We start from the raw sequence: 21,745 nt of genomic DNA, 5'->3' as shown, positions 1-21,745 counted from the left end.
GAAGCGACGGTCTCAGAGCTTGGCAGCAAGTTCGGCGCAGATCGCATGTTGAGGGCAATGAACGAGGTGGTCGTTCACCATGCCTGTGGCCTGCATGTGGGCATAGGCAATCGTGCTGCCGAAAAAGCGAAAGCCTTTTGACTTCAAGTCGCGTGACAAGGCATCGGAGACTGGTGTTGTGGCTGGAACATTCTCCTGGGAGCGCCAGCGATTAATGCGGGGCCGGCCTTCGACGAACTGCCAGATATAGTCGGCAAAGCGTCCATGTTTGGCTTGCATGTCGCAGAAGACTTGGGCGTTGTTGATAGCAGCTTCGATCTTGCCGCGGTGGCGAATGATGCCGGTGTCTTGCACCGCGGCGTCCACATCCGCCGTAGTCATCTGTGCGACCTGGACGGGGTCAAAATTGGCAAATCGTTGGGCATATCCCTGTCGTCGACGCAAGATGGTCAACCATGACAAACCCGCCTGGGCGGATTCGAGGACGAAGAATTCGAAGATGCGGCGGTCATCGAATGTCGGCCGCCCCCACTCCTCGTCATGGTACTGGCGCTCGATATCGGTTTTGGTCGCCCAAGGGCAGGTGAGATCATGCATGTGTGGGTGTCCTCCCTAAGCACGGCTCACTGTACTACGAGAGCAGCACTCTTGTTGGCGCTGGAGTCATCTCGCCAGTGACGGAGTTCTAGGCCCTCGTCACGTCAAGCGCGACCATTGCCACGCTCGTACTGTCCTGTCAGCTCACCCGGTGGGTATCTACGGTTTCTAGCACGACCTGCAGGGCATCGGGTGTGACATCCGGTGTGATGCCGTGGCCGAGATTAAAGATGTATCCCGGAGCCGGTCCTGCTGCATCCAGCACCTGCTGTGTTTGCTGGGCAATCATGTCGGCCGTTCCCAGTAATGCCGCTGGGTCCAGATTCCCTTGGAGACAGGCACGGTCCCCAACTTGGGCACGGGCCGCGGCAAGATCCACCGTCCAATCCAAGCCCAGGCCCTGAAATCCCGCATTGACCTGCGGTTCTAGCCATTGCCCACCGCCTTTGGTGAACCATAGCATTGGGATCTCGGCAGGAATGGTAGCGCGGATCTGCTGGCCATAATTGAGTGAGAAACTCAGGTAGTCGGCCGTGCTGAGTTGTCCGCCCCAAGTATCAAACACCATGAGAACCTGGGCGCCGGCTTCCACCTGGGCTTGTAAATAGGCGATGGTTGTCTGGGTGATTTTCTCCAGCAGCTGATGCATAGCCGCAGGCTCTTGGAAACGCAGCGCTTTGACGTGATGAAAGTTCTTGCTGGATTGCCCCTCCACCATGTAGCAGGCAATGGTCCAGGGACTGCCGGCGAAACCAATTAATGGCACGCGTCCATCAAGGTCCTTTTTGATCAGGCGTACGGCATCCGTCACATAGGCCAATTCTGTGCCTACATCCGGAATCGCTAAAGCCTGGATTGCCCCTGTACTGCGAACAGGGCGATCAAATACTGGGCCTTCTCCAGCCGCAAAACGCAGACCCAACCCCATAGCGTCTGGCACCGTGAGGATGTCAGAAAACAGTATGGCGGCGTCGAGCTGCGGAAATCGCTGTAGGGGCTGCAAGACGACTTCTGAGCACAATTCGGCATTCCGGCACAAATCCAAAAAGCTGCCGGCTCTGGCCCGTGTTTCCCGGTACTCAGGCAGGTAGCGTCCTGCTTGGCGCATCACCCAAACGGGAGGGCGGTCTACGGGCTGTCTGGCAATAGCGCGTAAAAAGCGTGACGCCTCCACGGTGTGCGGGTCGGCTGGTGTCATGTCGCGGCTCCTGCAATTTGGGCTTGGATAGCTAAGGCGGCTTCACGTGGGTCCTTTGCATCGCGGATGGGACGACCCACAACCAGATAGTTCGAGCCTTGACGAATTGCCTGGGCTGGCGTGAGGACACGCTTTTGATCGTCGCTAGGGCGATTATCTACCGGGCGAATGCCTGGGGTTACCGCAATTAAATCTTGCAAGCCGGCCGCACGCAGTGCCTGAACCTCCATCCCCGAAGACACAACGCCATCGCAGCCCGCCTCTAAGGCGCGTTTAGCACGTGACAACACCAGAGCGTCAACATCACATGCGAAGCCAAGGTCGTCGAGGTCACCGCGGTCCAAACTGGTTAAAGCGGTCACTGCCAATACGCCCATGTCCCCAGATTTATTGGCAGCGGCTTCCTCCATGATGCCCTGGTTACCGTGCACCGTGCACAGGTGCACACCACGTTCGGATAAGCGGCGCACAGCCCGGCCAACGGTTGCTGGAATATCGAAGAACTTCAGGTCTACAAAGACCTTCTTATCGTTCTCGAGCAGCCAATCGATAAGGCACCAGTAGTCGTCGGTCATCGCCAATTCCAACCCCACCTTGTGGAAGCTTACGCTGTCGCCCAGCGTACGGACCAGCTCCTTTGCTTGGTCAGCCTCAGGGAGGTCCAAGGCCACAATGAGGCGCTCGTGGTTGGGAATGGCAGTTTGCATGGGCGGGAATCAGACCTCGAGGTAATCCAGGATGCCTTCAGCGGCTTCCCGGCCTTCAAAAACAGCGGTGACGACGAGGTCAGAACCACGCACCATATCGCCACCGGCAAAGACCTTAGGGTTGGCGGTTTGGAAGTTGTGAGAGTGCCCATGTGTCACGACCCGGCCGCTGTCATCCAAGCGAATGTCGAAATCGTTGAACCAGTTGGCAGGTGAGGGGCGGAAGCCAAAGGCAATCAACACCCGGTCTGCAGGGATGATGGACTCCGAGCCCGGAATAACTTCAGGCCGGCGCCGGCCTCGCTCATCAGGCGCGCCGAGCTGAGTTTCGACAACCTTTACGCCTTCCACCCTGCCATCCCCAATGATTTCTACAGGTTGGCGGTTGAACATGAACTGAACGCCTTCTTCTTTGGCGTTTGCCACTTCCTTACGCGAGCCGGGCATATTGGCTTCGTCACGCCTATACACACAGGTGACTTTAGCTGCACCCTGGCGGATGGAGGTGCGGTTGCAGTCCATAGCCGTATCGCCGCCGCCTAGAACCACTACACGTTGCTCACGGGCACTGTCAAAGGCCTGGTCGCCCAAGGTGCCCATTTCGTTATGGATGTTATTAATGAGGAAGGGGAGTGCTTCACTCACGCCTTGCAGGTCTTCGCCGGGAAATCCGCCTTTCATGGCCGTGTAGGTGCCCATACCCAAAAAGACCGCGTCGTACTCATCGAGCAGGCTTTGGAACGCGATGTCTTTGCCAATTTCCGTATTCAAACGAAACTCGATCCCCATGCCTTCCAGCACTTCACGGCGCCGGGTAATGACATGCTTTTCGAGCTTGAAAGGGGGGATTCCGTAGGTGAGCAGCCCGCCAATCTCTGGGTAACGATCGAAGACCACCGCGTCTACACCATTGCGAATGAGCACATCCGCACAACCCAGGCCTGCAGGCCCAGCGCCGACAATGGCCACGCGCTTGCCGGTTTTGACCACCTCTGACATGTCAGGCCGCCAGCCTTGGTCTAAAGCGGTATCGGTAATGTACTTCTCCACCGAGCCGATGGTGACCGCCCCAAAGCCATCATTGAGCGTGCAGGCACCCTCGCATAGGCGATCTTGGGGACATACCCGGCCACAAATCTCCGGCAGCGTATTGGTTTTATGCGAAAGCTCGGCGGCTTTGAAGAGGTTGCCCTCTTCAACAAGTTTCAGCCAATTCGGAATGAAGTTGTGTACAGGACACTTCCATTCGCAATAGGGGTTCCCACAAGACAAGCAGCGCCCGGCTTGGTTGGCCGCCTTTTCTTCAGAGAATTCGCCATAAATTTCGCCGAATTCCAAAATGCGCTCTTCAACCGGTTTCTTCGGTGGATCATGGCGGGGCAGATCCAAGAACTGTAGTGCGTTTTTAGCCATATTTATTATCCCTTGTTCCACAACTGTTCCCAGAGGAACATTGCAGCGCCGCTAGTAGCGCTGGAGCCTAAGGGGCTTCCAGCATTCTGGCGTGATGTCGTTAACCCATGGCGATGCATGGGGATTAAGCTGCCTCGCGTATTTGGTCGAAGAGCGCCCCAATTTCTGTGGCCTTCGCTTTAATCAGCCAGAACTTGGGCAAGTAATCGCGGAAATCCTCAAGGATCTCCAGCGCACGCTCACTTCCCGTGGCCTCAGCATGCTCCAGGATGAGTTGGCGCAAAAAGTTCCGATGAGCCTCGGTGGACTCAGATGCAATGCGGTGAATGTCGATGAGCTCATGGTTGTAGCGGTCGACAAACAGACGGTCTTCGTCCAACACATAAGCGAAGCCGCCGGTCATGCCAGCACCAAAGTTCACACCGGTGCTACCCAGCACACAGACAACGCCTCCGGTCATGTACTCACAACCATGGTCGCCAAGGCCCTCTACGACGGCGGTAGCGCCAGAGTTACGCACGGCGAAGCGCTCGCCCGCCTGGCCGGCCGCGAAAATTTTGCCTCCGGTGGCCCCGTACAAGCAGGTATTCCCAATGATGGCGGCCTCGTGGGCGGCAAATTTGGACCCGGCGGGTGGGCGGATAACAATCCGGCCGCCGGCCATACCTTTGCCCACGTAGTCGTTGGCGTCGCCCTCGAGCTCTAGATGTAAACCACCGGCATTCCAAACGCCGAAGCTTTGCCCAGCAGTGCCTTTCAACTGGAGCACAATGGGGCTGTTGGCCATGCCCTGATTGCCGTGCCGAGCAGCAATTTCTCCGGAGAGGCGCGCACCAATAGAACGGTGGACATTGCGCAGGGTGTAGGTGAAATGGCCGCCGCTACCAGACTCAATGGCTGGTAAGCAGTCGGCCACCATTTGTGCCGCCAGCTCGCCTTTATCGAAAGGCGTGTTGGAAGGCGTGACGCAGTAGTGCGGCGCATCCAGGGCCAAGCTAGAAGCATTGAGGATGGGTTGCAGGTCCAAGTTGCGTTGGCGCTCAGTGCGACCCTCAATGATCTCCAGCAAGTCGGTGCGCCCGATGAGGTCTTGTAAGCTCGGCACACCTAATTTGGCGAGCCACTGACGAACTTCTTGAGCGACAAACTGGAAGTAGTTCATCACCATTTCGGCCTCACCAATGTAATGGTGCTTACGCAGTCCGTCGTGCTGCGTGGCGACCCCCGTCGCACAGTTGTTGAGGTGGCATATGCGCAAGTATTTGCAGCCGAGGGCCACCATGGGGGCGGTACCAAAACCAAAGGATTCAGCGCCCAGAATGGCCGCCTTAATCACGTCCAGGCCGGTCTTCATGCCGCCATCGGCCTGCACCCTGACCTTGTCGCGAAGGTTATTCCGGCGCAGGGTCTCATGCGTTTCCGCCAGGCCAATCTCCCAGGGTGTGCCCGCATAACGCACGCTGGTGAGCGGACTGGCCCCGGTACCACCGTCGTAGCCAGAAATGGTAATCAGATCAGCATAGGCTTTGGCCACACCCGCGGCAATGGTGCCGACTCCTGGGCCCGACACCAGCTTGACCGAGACCAAAGCGTTGGGATTGACCTGTTTGAGGTCAAAGATCAACTGCGCCAGATCTTCAATGGAATAGATGTCGTGGTGTGGGGGCGGGCTGATCAGCGCCACGCCAGGCCGCGAGTAGCGCAGCTGCGCGATGTATTCATTGACTTTGTGGCCGGGTAGCTGACCGCCTTCGCCGGGCTTGGCGCCCTGAGCGACTTTGATTTGCAGCACCTCGGCGTTGCGCAGGTAATGCGGTGTGACCCCGAAGCGCCCGGATGCAATTTGCTTGATCTTGGACATACGATCCGTGCCATAACGCGCAGGATCTTCGCCACCTTCACCGGAATTGGAGCGGCCGCCCAAGCGGTTCATAGCTTGGGCCAAGGACTCGTGGGCCTCCGGCGAGAGGGCACCCAAACTCATTCCGGCAGAGTCGAAGCGTTTGAAAATCGCATCTACCGATTCCACCTCATCCAGCGAGATTCCATCCTGAGGCTTGAGCGCTAGCAAATCGCGCAGCGCAGCAACAGGGCGGTTGTTCACCATGTCTGAATAGACCTGGTAGTCGCTGTAGTCGCCAGAGCGTACTGCAGTGTGCAGTGCACGAATCACATCTGGGTTATAAGCGTGGTATTCGCCGCCTTGCACATATTTGTACAGGCCGCCCTGCTCCAGAGGCTTGCGCGGGTTCCAGGCAAACTTCGCCAGCATTCTGGAGTCGGTTTCGAAGTCGATGAAGCGGGTGCCCCCGATCCGCGATGTGGTGCCGCGGAAGCACAGTTCCACCACGCTCTTATCCAGTCCCACCGCCTCAAATAACTGAGCGCCACGGTAGCTGGCAATGGTGGAAATGCCCATTTTGGACATGATCTTGTAAAGGCCCTTATTAATGCCCTTACGGTAAGCGCGGGCAAGGTCCGAGGCTTGGCGATTCTTGATTTCGCCGGTGCGAATCATGTCCGCCAAACACTCGTAGGCCAGATAGGGGTAAACCACCGAAGCGCCATAGCCAATGAGGCAGGCAAACTGGTGTGAGTCGCGCGCTGTGGCCGTTTCTACCACGATGTTGGCATCACAACGAATGCCCGCATCGACTAAGCGATGTTGGACGGCTCCTGTGGCGAGCAGAGCATGAATGGTGAGCTTGTCCCGGCTGACCGAGCGATCACTGAGGACGAGCACGACAGTGCCGTTACGCACGGCGTCTTCAGCTTTATCGCATAGGGCGCGAACGGCGTCTTCCAGGCTTTGTTCCTGGTCGTAGTTCAAATCTAGGATGGTATGGGCATAGGCCGGATCATCCAGGCTGAGCAGTTGCCGGAATTTGCCCTCAGACAGCACCGGCGAATCGACCAACAAGCGTGCCGCACGTTCCGGTGTTTCCTTGAACACCGACTGCTCAGCGCCGAGGCAGCACTCCAACGACATCACAATCTGCTCGCGCAAAGGGTCGATGGGAGGGTTGGTCACCTGCGCGAAGACTTGGCGGAAATAATCGTAGGGGCTACGGATTTTCTCGGAAAGCACCGCGAAGGGGGTGTCATCGCCCATGGACCCCACAGCTTCCATGCCCGCTTCGGCGAGCACCCGCAACACTTGGTCGCGCTCTTCAAAGGTGACCTGAAAGAGCTTTTGGTAAATGTTGAGCGTCGACGGAGCCATGGTGGGCTCTTCCCCATCATGCTCAGTCAGCTTGGACTCCAATCGTTTGACGTGATCTTTGAGCCACTGCTTATACGGGTGACGACCGGCCAGGCGCTTGTCGATTTCCGCGCTGGTGAGCACTTCGCCACGCTCGGTATCCACGGCCATCATCTGGCTGGGGCCGAGTTTGCCTTTGGCCACCACCTGTTCCGGCGAATACTCCCAAACGCCGACCTCAGAGGCCAAGGTGACGTGATCGTCATCGGTGACCACCCAGCGCGCTGGCCGCAGGCCGTTACGGTCTGTGGAGCAGGCCGCATAGCGACCATCCGTGAATACGATGCCTGCTGGGCCATCCCAGGGCTCCATGTGCATGGAGTTGTATTCAAAGAAGGCCCGCTGGTCTGGATCCATCTGCTCAATGTTTTGCCATGCAGGAGGGATCAGCATGCGCATGGCAGAAAAGACGTCCAGGCCTCCAGCCAGGAGAACCTCCAACATGTTGTCCAGGCTTTGCGAGTCCGAGCCAGACATGGTCACCAAGGGCTTAATAGCCTCGATGTCCTCAATATCGCCCTGGGCGAATTTGTCCACGCGGGCTTTGGCCCAGTACCGGTTGCCCTGGATGGTATTGATTTCGCCGTTGTGGGCGAGGAATCGAAACGGCTGCGCCAGCCGCCACTGAGGCAGGGTGTTGGTCGAAAAGCGCTGGTGGAACACCGCCATGCTCGACTCCAATGTGGGGTCGGCAAGATCCTTATAGAACGTGGGGAGGGCGGCCGGCATGACCAAGCCTTTGTAGAGGATGACACGCGCCGATAGTGAGCATACGTAGAAGTCCGGGTCGCTGGCTTCCAGTGCTTTTTCGGCTTGACGACGCGCAAGGAATAGCTTGCGTTCAAAGTCAAACAGGCTGTCGCCTTGCGCGGCGTTAACAAAGAGCTGCTCGACCTGTGGCAGTAATGCCAAGGCCTGCTCACCGCAAACGCTGGTGTCTATGGGCATGACACGCCAGCCAGCTAGCTCCAGGCCATGGTCGCGCAAGGCTTGGTTGACGACGTTGCGCGATTCCTCAGCGATGGTGTCATCCGGGCTGAGAAAAACGTTACCGACGGCGTAATGCTCGCCTAGGGTCCAACCGGCCTGCTCAGCAGCCTGACGTAAAAACCCATCGGGCTTTTTCATCAAAATGCCGCACCCATCACCCGATTTGCCATCGGCTGCGACCGCACCTCGGTGCGTGAGGCGAGCGAGCGCCTCAATCGAAGTCTTCACCAACCAGTGGCTAGGTTTATTGTGAATGTGGGCAATTAATCCAAAGCCGCAGCTGTCGCGTTCAAACTCAGGGCGATACAAGCTGTTCATGTCCATATGGCACCTTCCTGCGTCGCGTATCTGGCCCTGCCTGCGGCGAATGCCTGAAGGCCATCTACGAGGAGTGGAGGGGGCAGGGGGTGTGATTTGCGTTCGCTCAGTGAGGGCCTTTGTGGCTCTGAGCTATTCGCAAAATCCCCGTCTGCCGATCGACCGCAGTATAGCAGTCCACACTCTTTACGCGGATGAGCCTAGCCTCGGACGCGCTCTATGCCGCAAGCTTGGGTTTGTGGCATCCGTCCACCCGTAGAAACACCCGGGCCTGATGTTTGTTTCCTGGCTTGGCATGGGCCGGGCACGCTTAGAGGCGGCGCGGATTGGTGAGGCGCTCATATTCATCCATGGCGTAGCGGTCCGTCATCCCCGCCAAATAATCCGCTACCGCGCGATGGAGGCCGTACTGATCTGCGGCCTTCCTCAGTTCGGGACTCAGCAATTCTGGGTGGCCGACGTAAATGTCGAATATGCCTTTGAGCAGACTTTGCGCCTTGCGTGTGGACCGCAGTACCCGATGATGGTTGTAGAGTTCAGCGTGCAAGAAGCGTTTCAGCTCTTGCGACTCGGCCATTGCATGGTCTGAATATGCCACCACGGACGCGCCAGCCTGGCGAACATCATCCACATGTTGATACCCCCCCTCGCGGAGGCGTCGGTCGGACTCGGTGGTTAAGTCGACGACCAAGTAATTGATCATCCTGCGGATGACTTCATGGCGCATTTGCTTAGGCGAGGCGGAGCCACATTGTTGCTCCGCCTGTTTGGCAAAGCGGCCAAACAATGGAATCTCGCAAAGCGCCGACCAATCCAGCAGGCCGGCGCGCAAGCCATCATCTACATCGTGATTGTTGTAGGCAATTTCGTCCGCCAGATTGGCAAGTTGGGCCTCAGCGCTGGGAAAGCTTCTGTCGAGAAAGCGCTGACCCAACTCTCCCAAATGGCGTGCATGGCGTTTGGAGCAGTGTTTGAGAATTCCCTCGCGTGCCTCGAAGCTCAGGTTTAACCCAGGAAACGCGGCGTATTTTTGTTCTAGCAAGTCCACAATCCGCAAGCTTTGCAGGTTGTGTTCAAAGCCCTCGTGGTCACGCATGCATTCATTCAATGTGCTTTGCCCGGCATGGCCGAAGGGGGTGTGGCCCAGGTCATGGGCCAGGGCAATGGTTTCCACCAGTTCCTCATGCAGGCCAAGGTTGCGGGCGATTGTGCGCGCAATTTGAGCGACCTCTAAAGAGTGCGTCAGCCGTGTGCGGAAGAGGTCACCTTCGTGGTTGACGAATACCTGCGTTTTGTACACCAGCCGACGGAAGGCCGAGGAGTGCACGATACGATCGCGGTCGCGCTGATATTCCGAACGCATCTGGGGGGGGCTTTCACCATAGCGTCGGCCGCGTGATGATTCTGGACGAGCAGCGTAAGCAGCAAGCATGACGTGCATCTTGTTAGAGCCGATCTTGAGTGTGCTGGTCAACTCGCGAACAATCCAGCCCCGTCAATGCTGCAAAGCAGCATTAGTCCTTGCTATGGCTTTTGGCTATTTCCATAGTCAAAAAAATTTATGGGAATGCGAAAACTCCTATCCCAAGCCCTGAAACTTCAGGTACATTCAGGTCAGCCGTTTTGGGACGGCGATTCTTAATCCGAGGCGTTGTCAATGATCGACTCGCTTCACAGGGAGAAAATTTATGACCGAGAGAAGGCAGGGTCAGCTGCGAAAGCTGACGATTCCTATTGCGGTTGGCATGGCGCTAGGTTTATCCAGCGCTGTTTATGCTGACACCGGTACCACCAAGATTCGCATTAATCTTCGCGAAGCCCCCGACCTGAATACGGCCGTTGTGAAAACGCTGCCGCAAGGGTCTGAGCTTCAAATCTTAGGTTACGAAGGCGAATTTGCCATGCTGCAAACTGCAGATGGCGATGTGGGATATCTCAAAACCAAATATTTAGAGGTCGTAGAAGCCACGCCGGAGCCAGTGGCACCGGTTGCACCGGAGCCAGAAGAAGTGGCACAGCCGGCGGCTCCGGCTGCTCCAGTAGAAGCCGCGCCTGTCGCCGCTGCTCCTGCAGCACCGGCCGAAGAAGAATCAACAGACCAGTTGACGTCGTTATCACGCATTTCAGTCACCGGCTCTCGCTTGCGGAGAACGGATATTGAGGGCGCTTCTCCGGTGATTGAGGTCAGCCGTGCTGATATCGACCGGATCGGCTTGGCGGATCTCGGTGACGTGATCCGTCAGCTTCCTGTGGTGACAGGTTCGCCGCTTTCCAGTCGTACGAACAACGGCGGTGATGGCTCAACCTCTGTCGACTTACGTGGTGTTGGGCGTCAGCGCACGCTGGTGTTGATCAACGGTCGTCGCGATATTTCAGGTAACGATTTCTCGACCATTCCCCTGGCAATTGTTGAGAAAATTGAAATTCTCCCGCAGGGGGCGTCTGCTATTTATGGTGCTGACGCGGTAGCTGGGGTGGTGAACATCATCACCCGACGTGATCACCAAGGCGTAGAAATTAACGCCTTTGCGAGTACGTATCCAGGCCTTGAAACCAACCCTGCGGCGGCTGAAGTTGGTGACCCCAACCTCGAGGGCACCGATGGTGAAAACTATCGCGCCTCCATCGTGATTGGCGGGGCCAGTGCAAAGGGCCGATTCACGGCTGGTTTTGAGTACAACCGCCAGAATGAGTTTTACCAAGGCAACGTAAGCGAGGGATATCTGCGAGATGCATTGTCATTCACAGACTTAGATGACGTTGCTGCTGCAGGTTTTGGCGCCTTCAACCGTGATATTGATGGCGATGGCGACGTTGGCATCGTGGTGGGCGGCAGCTCGGCTCAGTTGAATGGTTTCTTTAACGTGCCTGAAGGTGGCCCCTTCGAAGCCGGTATTTATACTATTGGCGAAGATGGCCAGCCGCGGACTCGCGTGCCCGAGGATGCTTTCAACTTCGGCCCTGTTAACTTCCTGCAGACACCCTTCATCCGGAATAACGCCTTTTTCTCGGGCGATTATCTCCTGGAGAATGGGGTTGAGGTCTACGCCGAAGCTCGCTATGCACGTCGTACCTCGGATCAGGCTTTGGCACCACTGCCATATTTCTCCCTGTTTGATCCTCCCGGTACGATTCCCGCATCCAACTTTTACAATCCGTTTGGGGTAGACCTTGGCGACATTCGTCGTCGGATTGCTGAGGTCGGAGGCCGTTCCTTCACCCAGGAGCGTTCACTGAATCAGATTACGGTTGGTGCGCGAGGAGAGCTCGGGTTCGTAGATATGTGGGACTGGGAGGCCTTTTACCAATATGGCCGCTTCCAGCAAACCGATGTTGACGGTGGTCAATTCGTTGGATCCCGTTTGCAAAATGCTTTAGGCCCATCCTTCCAAGCAGCCGACGGCACCATTACCTGCGGCACACCAGATGCTCCTATCGCGAATTGCGTACCTCTGAACCTGTTCGGCAATGTGGGCACGATTACGCCCGAAATGCTGAACTACGTTCAGGCGGATTTGGTGGACTTCTTCCAGGGCACGCGTAACTTTGGTCACCTGTCCTTTGCAGGCCCCATCATGCCTCTTCCTGGTGGCGAGCTCACCGCCGCTATTGCATTGGAAACTCGGGAGGAGTTCTTTAGCTACACCCCAGATTCCGGTAAAGCAACAGAAGCGGTCACCGGTAATGCCGGTGAAGGCTTGGCCGGTGGTTACGATGTAGATTCGATTTCCATCGAAATTTCGGCTCCGCTGCTTAGCGGCGCTCCTTTTGCCCAGGCATTGGAGCTTGGCTTTGGTTTCCGCCAAGACGACTACTCCACCGTTGGCAGCAATAACGTGTTCCAGGTGAATGCGCTATGGCAGCCCATCGAGTCTGTGGTTGTTCGGGCCAGCTTCGCTGAGGTGTTCCGCGAACCGTCGATTCTAGAGTTGTTCTCTCCGCAGTCTGATAACTTCCCGTTGTACGTTGATCCCTGCTCAACTGGGAATATTGATGCTCCAGACAACGACGTGTACAACACTCTGACGCCAGAGCAGCAAGCTCAATGTACGCAAACCGGCGTTCCCGAGGGTGGGTACTTCCAGTCCAACGCGCAGCCGCGTGGTCGGATTGGTGGTAATCCTGATCTTGCACCGGAGCAGGGTGATACCTTCAACATCGGCGTGGTGTGGGATCCGGACTTTATCCCCGGAGGCTCATTCACTCTGGATTACTTCTCCATTGAGCTGGAGGACGCTATTGCTGCGATCTCCGAGCGCTCAATTGTGGAGCGCTGTGTTCTAGAGCTGAACGACGCGGCTTGCTCCAACATCACGCGATTTGCGGATGGACAGATCAACGCGGTTGTTGCCTTGCAGCAGAACATTGGTAAAGAAACCGCCAAGGGTATCGACTTTGCCTTTAATCACGTCCTGAATACTCGCGTGGGTAGCTTTAACTCCCGGGTGATGGTGACGCGGTTAGAGGAACGTGAATCCACGGTGACTACGCCATTCGATGCCGTAGGGCAGTTCGTAAATGATGTGGAAGCCCTGACTCGCGGTATCTATCCGGAGTATCGCGCCAACGCCATTGTGGATTGGGGCTTCGAGAAGTACGGGGCATCGCTGAACGTCGATTACATCGGTGGAGTGACCGAAGAGCTGACGGCTGATCTCTCCCGTGATGTTTCGGCGACCTACTATGTAGACACGGCATTCCGTTACTTCTTCAACAGCACGGCGATGGTGTCTTTCGGTATCAATAACCTGTTTGATGAGCAGCCTGAGTTCATTGTTGGTGAGTTCAACGCTCAAACAGATACGGATACCTATCGCATAGGCGGCCGTCAGCTGTACCTGAGCACGCGCTTAGACTTCAACTGATCGTACTTAGTACTGGCTGAAAAAGTGGCTGTGAACAGGCCGCGCTAAGCAGCAGTCAGCAGCTTAAGTCCTGAGAAAGCCCTGCCGGAAACGGTGGGGCTTTTTTATTGAGAGCCGGAGGCTTTGCTGTTACTCGGAGCAAACGTAGGCGCACTCTAGACTCCATTTATGTCTCGCGACAGTCCGTGCCCTAGCGCGCTTTAGGCGCAAAGTGCTAAGCGGAGTCCGGACCCCCAAACCGCGCGTCCCGAGCATCATAGTTCGATCGCGACACGCCATCTGAGGCCTTCGCTAAGCGTGGATGTATGCCGCGACCTCGCTGTTTCTTAAGCTTTGTCCCAGAGGAATGCCAAGGGGGTGAGGCCCGTGTTTTCGCAGTATGTGCTTAGCGCGTAGCACAAAGCTGACTCGCCCTAAATGATGGGTCGCAGGCGGTGAGAAGTAAAACTAAACGCCTTGTCCGTTGTTAACAGGACGGTGAGGTTCCGGCCGCCGGCCTCAGCGTTAGCGTGTCAATGCTAGGTAATTTTCCAAAGCGCCTGTTGGCCTGTGTGAATTGCGGGTTACAGCGCTTGCAGTCTTCCAAAAGGCTAGTCGCGCACGCACAGCCTGGAAAAAGTGAATCACGATCTTCGATGGGAAAACACATCTAGGTCATGCGGCTGATTCGCATTTGTCCATGGGCGTGGCAAGTCGATACGTCGTTGGCTTTGCCCGTGCTAGCGCGTTCGTGTTGCTGTTTTTACAGAGGCGTTTCGAACTAAACGCACATGTTTCTAGGTTTGGCCGGCAGTCTTAACGCCGGAGAGCAAAAGGGCTCTGTGCTTTGAAGCGCATAAAAAAAGCCCCGCGGTTGGCGGGGCTTTGAAATCATGCCGTCATGGCAGCTCAGGCTGCCAGTGATTGTGATTAGTCTTTTGCGCCTTCGGGGAAGACGTTCAGCAGCAAATTCGGTGTTCCGACGTTGGCTGGGCTCAGGGCAATCTTGCCTGGAGTCGCATTCGATAGCAGCGTGGAGTAGACGTCGGCTACGGACAGGCTGGGCGTTTCGCCCAGAATCAAGGCCGCGGCGCCGGCGACATGCGGAGCTGCCATGGAGGTGCCGCTCAAGGTTGCAGAGCCGGTGTTGCTGGTGTGGCTGGCTGCGACAATGCTGGAACCAGGAGCGATGATGTCGGTGCAGGTGCCGTGGTTAGAGAAACTAGACTCACGGTCCTGACTATCCGAGGAAACGACGTTGAACGCCAGTGGCTCACGACCTGGGGAGCTGTTGCAGGCGTCTGCGTTGTCGTTACCAGCGGCAACAACTGGAACCACGCCAGCATTGTAAAGGGCGCGTACAGCAGCGTCAGAAGCTGCAGAAGACCCGCCACCTAAGCTCATGTTGGCCACGGCGGGTTTCTCCGCATTTTCTGCGACCCATTCCATGCCGGCGATGACGCCCGAAGTAGAGCCAGAGCCAGAGCAGCCCAACACACGAACCGCATGCAGTGTTGCTTGTTTGGCTACACCCCATTGGGTACCACCAGCGGTGCTGGCAACGTGGGTGCCGTGGCCATTGCAATCATCCCAAGCTTCGGGATCAACGCCGCCACCGAGCAGGCCAAAGATATCGAGCGGAAGAGGTACCGGCAGCGGTAGCAGCCGGGCGAGGCCTCCAGGTCCGTCGCTGACGAAGTTTTGACCTTGGCCAATGCGACCCGTGAACTCGACGTGATCCGCGTTGATGCCTGTGTCCACGATGTAAACGTGAACGCCAGCGCCAGCACTGGCTGGGTATTGGTACACACCATCGGTAGGGCGGTTGTACTCATCAATGCGATCCAGGCCGTAGATCGGGTTATTTTGCGTGCCCGTAGCCTGAACGATGGAATCTTTTTCAATAGCGCTGACTAAAGGCAGACGCTTCAACAAGCGGACTTGGCGCTCGGTCAGGGGAGCCGCGAAACCGGTCAGCACGGTGTCGTACTCGAAAACGGCGCCTTCAGCGCCAACCAGGCCTAGCACGGCGGCCGTTGCCTCGGAAATGGTTTGGCCGACGAGTGCGCTGGGCTCGAGCTGCACGATGTACATCTCGGGTTCACTTTGGCTAAACAGGCCCGCTTGGGCCAGAGTGCTTGCGCCCAACAGGGTGGCGCCAGCCGTTAAGCGGAGAAGTCCTTTCATTACACGGTCCTCGTGTGTATCCAGATTTGTATGGCGCTCCCGGTCCTCTGGGAGCCCCTCAAGAGTATGCAAAGCTATCGCCAGCGTCTGTGCGCCGTGCCAAGGCTGCTTGTAGTGATTACACTACAAGCCGGTCAGACGACCAACGCCATGCCTTGTTAAACCCTGACGGAGTCTTGGGTGATCAGATTGTTGAGTGTGGACGATCATCGGATGATCCACCGCGCCATCGCACACATCGCTTCCCGCGTGCAGGACATGCAGCTGGTCGGCGAAGCTTCCAGCGGAGAAGAAGCCTTAGAGTTTCTCGACGCCCTGCAGCCGCATATTGTTCTGATGGATCTGAATATGCCCGGTATGGGGGGGACCTTAGCCACCGAGAAAATTCGCAAGAGCTTCCCGGCGGTGAAGGTGATCATCCTGTCGGGTCAAACGGAGGAGCCGTATCCATCGCGCGCGCTGGCTGCCGGTGCTTCGGGTTTTTTGAGTAAAGATTGTGATGAAGCCGAGGTCGAGCGTGCGATTCGCCGCGTTCTGCAGGGGCAGACTTACATTTCGGCCGAAGTTGCGGGAAGCATGGCCGCGCGCCTGCTCGGGCACGGCGCCAACACCCCATTCGATTCGTTATCAGAGCGTGAAATGGTGGTCGCACTCAAAATCGTGGCCGGTCACAGTACCAATCAAATCGCGGAGCTACTGGAGATCCACACCAATACAGTGAGCAGCTTCCGGCGGCGCATCTTCGATAAGCTCAAGGTCAGCAATGACGTGGAACTCACCCTGGCGGCTTTTCGATACGGCGTCATCACGGAGGACTCAGAGCGCTGAGCATAGTTCTCAGGCCGCTGAGCGTCGGTCGTATCTAACCAGGCTTTCAGTTCATAGAAGTGCGGGTGCAAGGCCGAGGTGGAGGGCCAGAGCTAAGCGCGCCGACCGTCGAGCACGCAAAACAGATCGATCATCGTCTGAGGCCGCTAAGATAAGCCCCACATCAGAATGAGGAGAAGACGTGCGGGCAATTGTCTGTGAGGAACTGGGGCCAGCCCAAAATCTAGTGATGCGCGACCTTCCTGAGGAAGAGCTCGGGCCCCAGGCGGTTCGCGTCAACATCGCTGCCTGCGGCGTGAATTTTCCCGATACGCTCATCATCGAGGGCAAATACCAAGTCAGACCGACGCCGCCTTTTGTGCCTGGCGCAGAAATGGCCGGTGTGGTCACACAAGTGGGCGCTGAGGTTGAGGCTTGGAAGCCTGGTGATCGCGTCATGGGCGTGTTTAGCCACGGCTGCTACGCCGAGCAAATGATTGCTCCTGCTCAGAGTCTGATTCCGATCCCTGACGGGATGACCTTTGAGCAAGCCGCAGTGTTTCCCATGGCCTATGGCACCTCCTATCACGCCCTCAAACAGCGTGCGTCCCTTCAGGCTGGGGAGACAGTGTTGGTACTGGGGGCTGCTGGCGGAGTAGGGCTCGCTGCGGTGGAGCTCTCCAGAGCAATGGGAGCGGGTCGGATCATTGCTGCCGTGGGCTCTGCGAGTAAGGAAGAGCGTGTTCGTGAGGCGGGTGCCGACGAGGTCATCATCTACACCCAAAGCTCGCTCAAGGCCGAAGTGAAACGGCTTACCGGTGGGCAAGGAGTCGATGTCATTTACGACCCGGTGGGCGGTGATGTGTTTGCCGAGGCTGTGAGCTGCCTGGCTTGGGGTGGGCGTTTACTTATTGTTGGTTTTGCGGCCGGCAGCATCCCGCAGTTGGCGATGAACAAACTATTGCTCAAGGGGGCGGCCGCCGTGGGGGTTTTTTGGGGGGCGTTTGCCATGCGAGAGCCTGCGGCAAATGCGCAAAACTTCGCTGAGTTGGCACAGCTATGGGCGGATGGGCATTTGCGGCCTCACATATACCAGCGATATTCCCTGGCCAATGTGCCTCAAGCCCTACAGGCGCTGGGTGAACGCCAGGTTCAGGGCAAGCTACTGATTGAGGTTGCCGATGTTTAATTCGGTGTTAATGGTTTGTACCGGCAACATCTGCCGCAGTCCTATGGCGGAGTACTTGCTCAAAGATCGGTGGCAGCACTCTGGGGCTGTGGTGGCTTCGGCTGGCACCGCCGCCCTGGTAAACCATCCTGCAGATGATGAGGCCCTGGCGGTGATGCAAGACCATGGCATCGACATGCAAGCGCACCGGGCAAGGCAACTTCAGGCGCAGCTGGTCGCCGACCACGAGCTCATACTCACTATGGAGCCACATCACGCGCGCTGGTTGATGTCTCGCTTTCCTACGGCGCGCGGTCGCGTTTACGCTCTCACGCATTGGGTGGGGGAGCATGACCACGTCCCCGATCCTTACTGCCAAGGACGCAGGGCCTTTGAGCGAACCTGGGACATCCTCGTGCCCGCGATTGATAGCTGGGTGGAGCGCTTAGCTGGCTCTTAATGGTCCAGCGGGCGACGAGGCCGAAGCAATAATCCGCTTGGGGCGGTGACCGCAGACATGAAGCCGGTTAAAATGTAAGGTTCGTTTCGCCTTTTTGCGCGCCTGTCGCGTTTTCCATGAATCAGGTTTACATCAAAACCTTCGGCTGTCAGATGAATGACTATGACTCCGGCAAAATGGCCGAAGTCCTGGAAGAGTCATTCGGCACCCAGCGCACGGATGATCCAGCGTCGGCCTCGGTGCTGCTCCTCAACACCTGCTCTATCCGTGAGAAAGCGCAAGAGAAGGTGTTTTCTGAGTTGGGCCGGCTGCGTGCACTCAAAGCCAAGAACCCTGAGGTGCTTATTGGCGTCGGCGGTTGTGTGGCTAGCCAGGAAGGTGATGACATCTTGGCGCGAGCACCTTATGTCGACCTGATTTTCGGTCCTCAAACCTTGCATCGCCTGCCAGAGTTGGTGCGCGAGCGGCAAAAAACGGGTAGCGCGGCGGTGGACGTGAGCTTCCCAGAGATCGAAAAGTTCGACCGTTTGCCTCAGCCCCGTGCTGAGGGGGTATGCGCCTTTGTCTCGGTGATGGAGGGGTGTAGTAAGTACTGCACTTTTTGTGTGGTGCCGTACACCCGCGGCGAAGAAATTAGCCGCCCACTCAGTGATGTGCTGGCAGAGATCCATGCGTTGGCCGACCAGGGGGTGCGCGAAGTTACCTTGCTTGGGCAAAACGTGAATGCCTATGCCGGTGACATGGAGGATGGTGGCGTCGCTGATTTGGCTTTGCTGGTGCGCTGCGTCGCGCAGATCCCTGGAATTGGGCGCATTCGCTACACCACCTCCCACCCCGCCGAATTTTCCGACAGTTTGATCGCCGCGCACGCTGATGTGGACAAATTGGCCGCCTATTTGCATTTGCCGGTGCAGTCTGGCTCTAACCGCATCCTGCAAATGATGAAGCGTGGGCATACAGTGGAGGAGTACCTCGCTAAAATCCAGCGCTTGCGCGCCGCTAAGCCCGAAATCAGCCTGTCCACTGACATTATTGTGGGGTTTCCGTCTGAGTCGGCGGAGGATTTCGAGGCAACTTTGGAGTTGGCACACTTTGCCGACTTTGATCATGCCTACAGCTTTATTTACTCACCACGCCCTGGCACGCCAGCTGAAAAGCTCATCGATAACGTGTCTCAGGACGAAAAGAAACAGCGCTTAGCGTTGCTGCAGCAGCGTATTCGCCAGCGTGGAGAGTCCTTTACCCAGGCCATGGTTGGGACCCGCCAGCGGGTATTGGTAGAGCGCCTATCACGGCGCGACGCTCACGAAGTCGCTGGGCGTACAGATAACAATCGCTGGGTCAATTTCGCGGCGCCCTTAGAGCTTATCGGTCAGTTTGTGACCGTGGAAATTACCGAGGCTCTACCGAATAGCTTGCGCGGCCGGCTTATAGAGGCAGTGGCAGCCTGAGCATTCCCAGCATGAATGTGATTGAACACCTGACATTGGAGCCCGAGTCTGCGGAGAGACTGGCGCGTCTGTGTGGTCCTCTGGACGCGCACCTGCGGCAAATCGAAAAAGACTTCACCGTAGAAATCCGGAATCGCGGCCATCGCTTCTTTGTGGAAGGGCCGGCGGCCGATGCTGCGATGGCAGCGCAGACTTTGCGCAAGCTCTATGCGCGCACTGATGAAGCGGGGGGTATTCAACCCGAGGATGTGCATATCACCGCTCGTGACAGCCTACCGCCAGCACAAGATGCCTTGAGCATTAGAACGCGTCGCGGCCTGGTACGGCCGCGCAACGCCCACCAGCGAGCCTATCTGCAAGGCATTGAAGATGCCGATTTGTCTTTTGGCATCGGCCCGGCTGGCACCGGTAAGACATACCTTGCTGTTGCGGCTGCCGTGCGTGCTTTGGAGAAAGAGGCGGTACGTCGGTTGATTTTGGTTCGCCCGGCGGTGGAGGCTGGAGAGCGCTTAGGCTTTTTGCCAGGCGACTTGAGCCAAAAAGTCGACCCCTATCTCCGCCCGCTGTACGACGCGCTGTATGAAATGCTGGGCTTTGAGCGCGTTGGGCGGTTGCTGGAGAAGCAGATTATCGAGATCGCGCCGCTGGCTTATATGCGCGGACGTACGCTGAATGAATCTTTCGTGATTCTAGATGAAGCGCAAAATGCCACCGTGGAGCAAATGAAAATGTTTCTCACCCGATTGGGCTTTGGCTCTACGGCGGTCGTCACCGGGGATACTACCCAGATCGACCTGCCCAAGTCTGAGCGCTCCGGCTTGGCGCACGCAGCGACCATTTTGGATGCGGTAGATGGGGTGCACATCACGCGTTTTTCGGCGGAGGACGTGGTTCGCCATCCTTTGGTTGCAAGAATTGTGCGCGCTTATGAAGCGGATGGCCGGGCATGAGCCAGCCTGAAATACAGGTGCTGATCGATCGCGGTCCAGCCCAGCGAGACGATATTCCCGCCCGCGCGCAGCTGGTTCAGTTTGCGCGTTTGGCCCTGGGTGACTTGTCTTGCGAGTTGAACATCCGCGTCGTGAGCGCCGTGGAGTCGCAAAGGTTGAATGCCCAGTTTCGGGCTAAGCAAAGGCCGACCAATGTGCTGTCTTTCCCGGCGGAGTTACCGCCGGACTGGCCCATCAATATCCTGGGCGACCTGGCTCTTTGCGCCGACGTGATCGCGCGAGAGGCGCAGGAGCAGGCTAAATCACCTCAAGCCCATTGGGCGCATATGGTCATCCATGGGTGCTTGCACCTGCTGGGATTCGATCATCAAAACGATGCCGACGCCGCCACGATGGAAGCACGCGAAATTGCCTTATTGGCCGAGCTGGGCTTTGCCAATCCTTACCAAATCATTGACGATTCATCACAGGCCAACTGGTCCAACAACACACGAACATGAACGACGAACGACCTCCCAGTCCGGAGGGGAGCTCTGATTCCTGGGTGCGCCGCTTTGGGCGGTCACTTGCCGGGGCTCCCCGTAGCCGAGAAGAAATTACCCAGCTCTTGGCGGAGGCGTCGCAGCTGGACGTCATCGATCAAGACGCGCTGGCCATGATGGAGGGGGTTCTGGATACCGCCGACACCCCGGTCGAGGACATCATGATTCCTCGCTCGCAGATGGTGGTTGTGGAGCTGGACGCCAAGCCCCAGGACATCCTTCAGGTGGTTGTTGACTCAGGGCACTCACGCTTCCCTGTGATTGGTGAAAACCGGGATCAAATCGTCGGCATTTTGCTCGCCAAGGATTTGCTCAAGCTGCAAGGCTTGCAGTTAATGGACGCGAACGGGGAGGCGTTTGATATTCAGTCGCACCTGCGCGAGCCCGTCTTTGTGCCGGAGACCAAGCGCCTGAACATGTTGCTCAAACAGTTCCGTGCTGGGCGACACCACATGGCGATTGTCGTTGATGAGTATGGCGGTGTCGCTGGCTTGGTCACCATTGAAGATGTGCTGGAGACCATCGTCGGGGATATCGACGATGAACACGACGAGAGCGAAGCATCGCCCATCGTGCGCCAGGATAGCGCGCGTTATCTCGTCACAGCCCTTGCCACGATTGACGACTTCAACGAGTTTTTCGGTGCAGAGTTCAGTGATGAGGATGCTGATACGGTGGGCGGCTTTGTCACCCAAGCCCTGGCTCGGGTCCCCCGTCGTGGCGAAGAGCTGCAAATCGGTGAGTTTCGTTTCAAGGTATTGCGGGCAGACTCTCGCCGCGTCCATCTGCTGCAGGTGACTGTGGCGGAAGCTGAAGCCGCTCCCGACGGCGTCAGTACCACCTAACACGAC

Annotated in this window: 15 protein-coding genes; 8 read left to right on the top strand and 7 right to left on the bottom strand. The window is 57.2% G+C overall.

The window, feature by feature from the left end:
- Nucleotides 1-12: 12 nt before the first annotated feature.
- The 6 genes from KI787_08700 to KI787_08675 all read right to left on the bottom strand — a co-directional run bounded on the left by KI787_08700 (nt 13) and on the right by KI787_08675 (nt 9,926).
- Complete coding sequence (locus KI787_08700; GenBank protein MBV6630030.1) at nt 13-597, bottom strand: DNA-3-methyladenine glycosylase I; 585 nt, start codon at nt 595-597, stop codon at nt 13-15.
- A gap of 139 nt (nt 598-736) precedes the next feature.
- On the bottom strand, nt 737-1,795 hold the full coding sequence (gene hemE / locus KI787_08695) for a uroporphyrinogen decarboxylase (protein MBV6630029.1): 1,059 nt from the start codon (nt 1,793-1,795) through the stop codon (nt 737-739).
- Nucleotides 1,792-2,502: an orotidine-5'-phosphate decarboxylase gene (gene pyrF / locus KI787_08690; protein MBV6630028.1), complete on the bottom strand. Its 711-nt coding sequence runs from the start codon at nt 2,500-2,502 to the stop codon at nt 1,792-1,794. The genes hemE and pyrF overlap by 4 nt, the downstream gene beginning before the upstream one ends.
- A 9-nt stretch (nt 2,503-2,511) precedes the next feature.
- Nucleotides 2,512-3,915 (bottom strand): FAD-dependent oxidoreductase, encoded by a 1,404-nt coding sequence (locus KI787_08685; GenBank protein ID MBV6630027.1) that lies wholly within the window; start codon nt 3,913-3,915, stop codon nt 2,512-2,514.
- A gap of 124 nt (nt 3,916-4,039) precedes the next feature.
- Complete coding sequence (gene gltB / locus KI787_08680) at nt 4,040-8,491, bottom strand: glutamate synthase large subunit (GenBank protein MBV6630026.1); 4,452 nt, start codon at nt 8,489-8,491, stop codon at nt 4,040-4,042.
- A gap of 304 nt (nt 8,492-8,795) precedes the next feature.
- Nucleotides 8,796-9,926, bottom strand: coding sequence for a deoxyguanosinetriphosphate triphosphohydrolase (locus KI787_08675; protein MBV6630025.1), 1,131 nt, complete (start codon nt 9,924-9,926; stop codon nt 8,796-8,798).
- A gap of 247 nt (nt 9,927-10,173) precedes the next feature.
- On the opposite strand from KI787_08675, the gene KI787_08670 reads away from it, so the two are divergent.
- The gene (locus KI787_08670) at nt 10,174-13,350 is read left to right on the top strand and encodes a TonB-dependent receptor (protein ID MBV6630024.1); all 3,177 of its coding nucleotides are present in this window, start codon (nt 10,174-10,176) and stop codon (nt 13,348-13,350) included.
- 909 nt (nt 13,351-14,259) lie between these two features.
- Here KI787_08670 and KI787_08665 read toward each other — a convergent pair.
- Nucleotides 14,260-15,516 (bottom strand): S8 family peptidase, encoded by a 1,257-nt coding sequence (locus KI787_08665; GenBank protein MBV6630023.1) that lies wholly within the window; start codon nt 15,514-15,516, stop codon nt 14,260-14,262.
- Between the two features lie 180 nt (nt 15,517-15,696).
- On the opposite strand from KI787_08665, the gene KI787_08660 reads away from it, so the two are divergent.
- From KI787_08660 to KI787_08630, 7 genes are all read left to right on the top strand, one after another.
- On the top strand, nt 15,697-16,344 hold the full coding sequence (locus tag KI787_08660) for a response regulator (GenBank protein MBV6630022.1): 648 nt from the start codon (nt 15,697-15,699) through the stop codon (nt 16,342-16,344).
- Nucleotides 16,345-16,525: 181 nt separating this feature from the next.
- Nucleotides 16,526-17,512, top strand: a complete 987-nt coding sequence (locus tag KI787_08655) for an NADPH:quinone oxidoreductase family protein (protein MBV6630021.1) — start codon at nt 16,526-16,528, stop codon at nt 17,510-17,512.
- Nucleotides 17,505-17,951, top strand: a complete 447-nt coding sequence (locus KI787_08650; GenBank protein MBV6630020.1) for a low molecular weight phosphotyrosine protein phosphatase — start codon at nt 17,505-17,507, stop codon at nt 17,949-17,951. Before KI787_08655 ends, KI787_08650 begins: the two co-directional genes overlap by 8 nt.
- Nucleotides 17,952-18,067: 116 nt before the next feature.
- On the top strand, nt 18,068-19,402 hold the full coding sequence (gene miaB / locus KI787_08645) for a tRNA (N6-isopentenyl adenosine(37)-C2)-methylthiotransferase MiaB (protein MBV6630019.1): 1,335 nt from the start codon (nt 18,068-18,070) through the stop codon (nt 19,400-19,402).
- 11 nt (nt 19,403-19,413) lie between these two features.
- The gene (locus KI787_08640; GenBank protein ID MBV6630018.1) at nt 19,414-20,352 is read left to right on the top strand and encodes a PhoH family protein; all 939 of its coding nucleotides are present in this window, start codon (nt 19,414-19,416) and stop codon (nt 20,350-20,352) included.
- Nucleotides 20,349-20,852, top strand: a complete 504-nt coding sequence (gene ybeY, locus KI787_08635) for an rRNA maturation RNase YbeY (GenBank protein MBV6630017.1) — start codon at nt 20,349-20,351, stop codon at nt 20,850-20,852. The genes KI787_08640 and ybeY overlap by 4 nt, the downstream gene beginning before the upstream one ends.
- Complete coding sequence (locus KI787_08630; GenBank protein ID MBV6630016.1) at nt 20,849-21,739, top strand: CBS domain-containing protein; 891 nt, start codon at nt 20,849-20,851, stop codon at nt 21,737-21,739. The genes ybeY and KI787_08630 overlap by 4 nt, the downstream gene beginning before the upstream one ends.
- Nucleotides 21,740-21,745: the final 6 nt, after the last annotated feature.

The organism is Oceanococcus sp. HetDA_MAG_MS8, from assembly GCA_019192445.1.
Taxonomy (GTDB): domain Bacteria; phylum Pseudomonadota; class Gammaproteobacteria; order Nevskiales; family Oceanococcaceae; genus MS8.
Note: the sequence above shows the minus strand (reverse complement) of the source record. Positions and strands in the feature narration are given on the sequence as shown.

What these genes read in the sequence shown, in the direction of transcription:
- gltB (MBV6630026.1), bottom strand. Translation starts at nt 8,491, where the DNA reads ATGGACATGAACAGCTTGTATCGCCCTGAGTTTGAACGCGACAGCTGC.
- KI787_08650 (MBV6630020.1), top strand. Translation starts at nt 17,505, where the DNA reads ATGTTTAATTCGGTGTTAATGGTTTGTACCGGCAACATCTGCCGCAGT.
- KI787_08685 (MBV6630027.1), bottom strand. Translation starts at nt 3,915, where the DNA reads ATGGCTAAAAACGCACTACAGTTCTTGGATCTGCCCCGCCATGATCCA.
- KI787_08640 (MBV6630018.1), top strand. Translation starts at nt 19,414, where the DNA reads ATGAATGTGATTGAACACCTGACATTGGAGCCCGAGTCTGCGGAGAGA.
- KI787_08665 (MBV6630023.1), bottom strand. Translation starts at nt 15,516, where the DNA reads ATGAAAGGACTTCTCCGCTTAACGGCTGGCGCCACCCTGTTGGGCGCA.
- miaB (MBV6630019.1), top strand. Translation starts at nt 18,068, where the DNA reads ATGAATCAGGTTTACATCAAAACCTTCGGCTGTCAGATGAATGACTAT.
- pyrF (MBV6630028.1), bottom strand. Translation starts at nt 2,502, where the DNA reads ATGCAAACTGCCATTCCCAACCACGAGCGCCTCATTGTGGCCTTGGAC.
- hemE (MBV6630029.1), bottom strand. Translation starts at nt 1,795, where the DNA reads ATGACACCAGCCGACCCGCACACCGTGGAGGCGTCACGCTTTTTACGC.
- ybeY (MBV6630017.1), top strand. Translation starts at nt 20,349, where the DNA reads ATGAGCCAGCCTGAAATACAGGTGCTGATCGATCGCGGTCCAGCCCAG.
- KI787_08675 (MBV6630025.1), bottom strand. Translation starts at nt 9,926, where the DNA reads ATGCACGTCATGCTTGCTGCTTACGCTGCTCGTCCAGAATCATCACGC.
- KI787_08700 (MBV6630030.1), bottom strand. Translation starts at nt 597, where the DNA reads ATGCATGATCTCACCTGCCCTTGGGCGACCAAAACCGATATCGAGCGC.
- KI787_08670 (MBV6630024.1), top strand. Translation starts at nt 10,174, where the DNA reads ATGACCGAGAGAAGGCAGGGTCAGCTGCGAAAGCTGACGATTCCTATT.
- KI787_08630 (MBV6630016.1), top strand. Translation starts at nt 20,849, where the DNA reads ATGAACGACGAACGACCTCCCAGTCCGGAGGGGAGCTCTGATTCCTGG.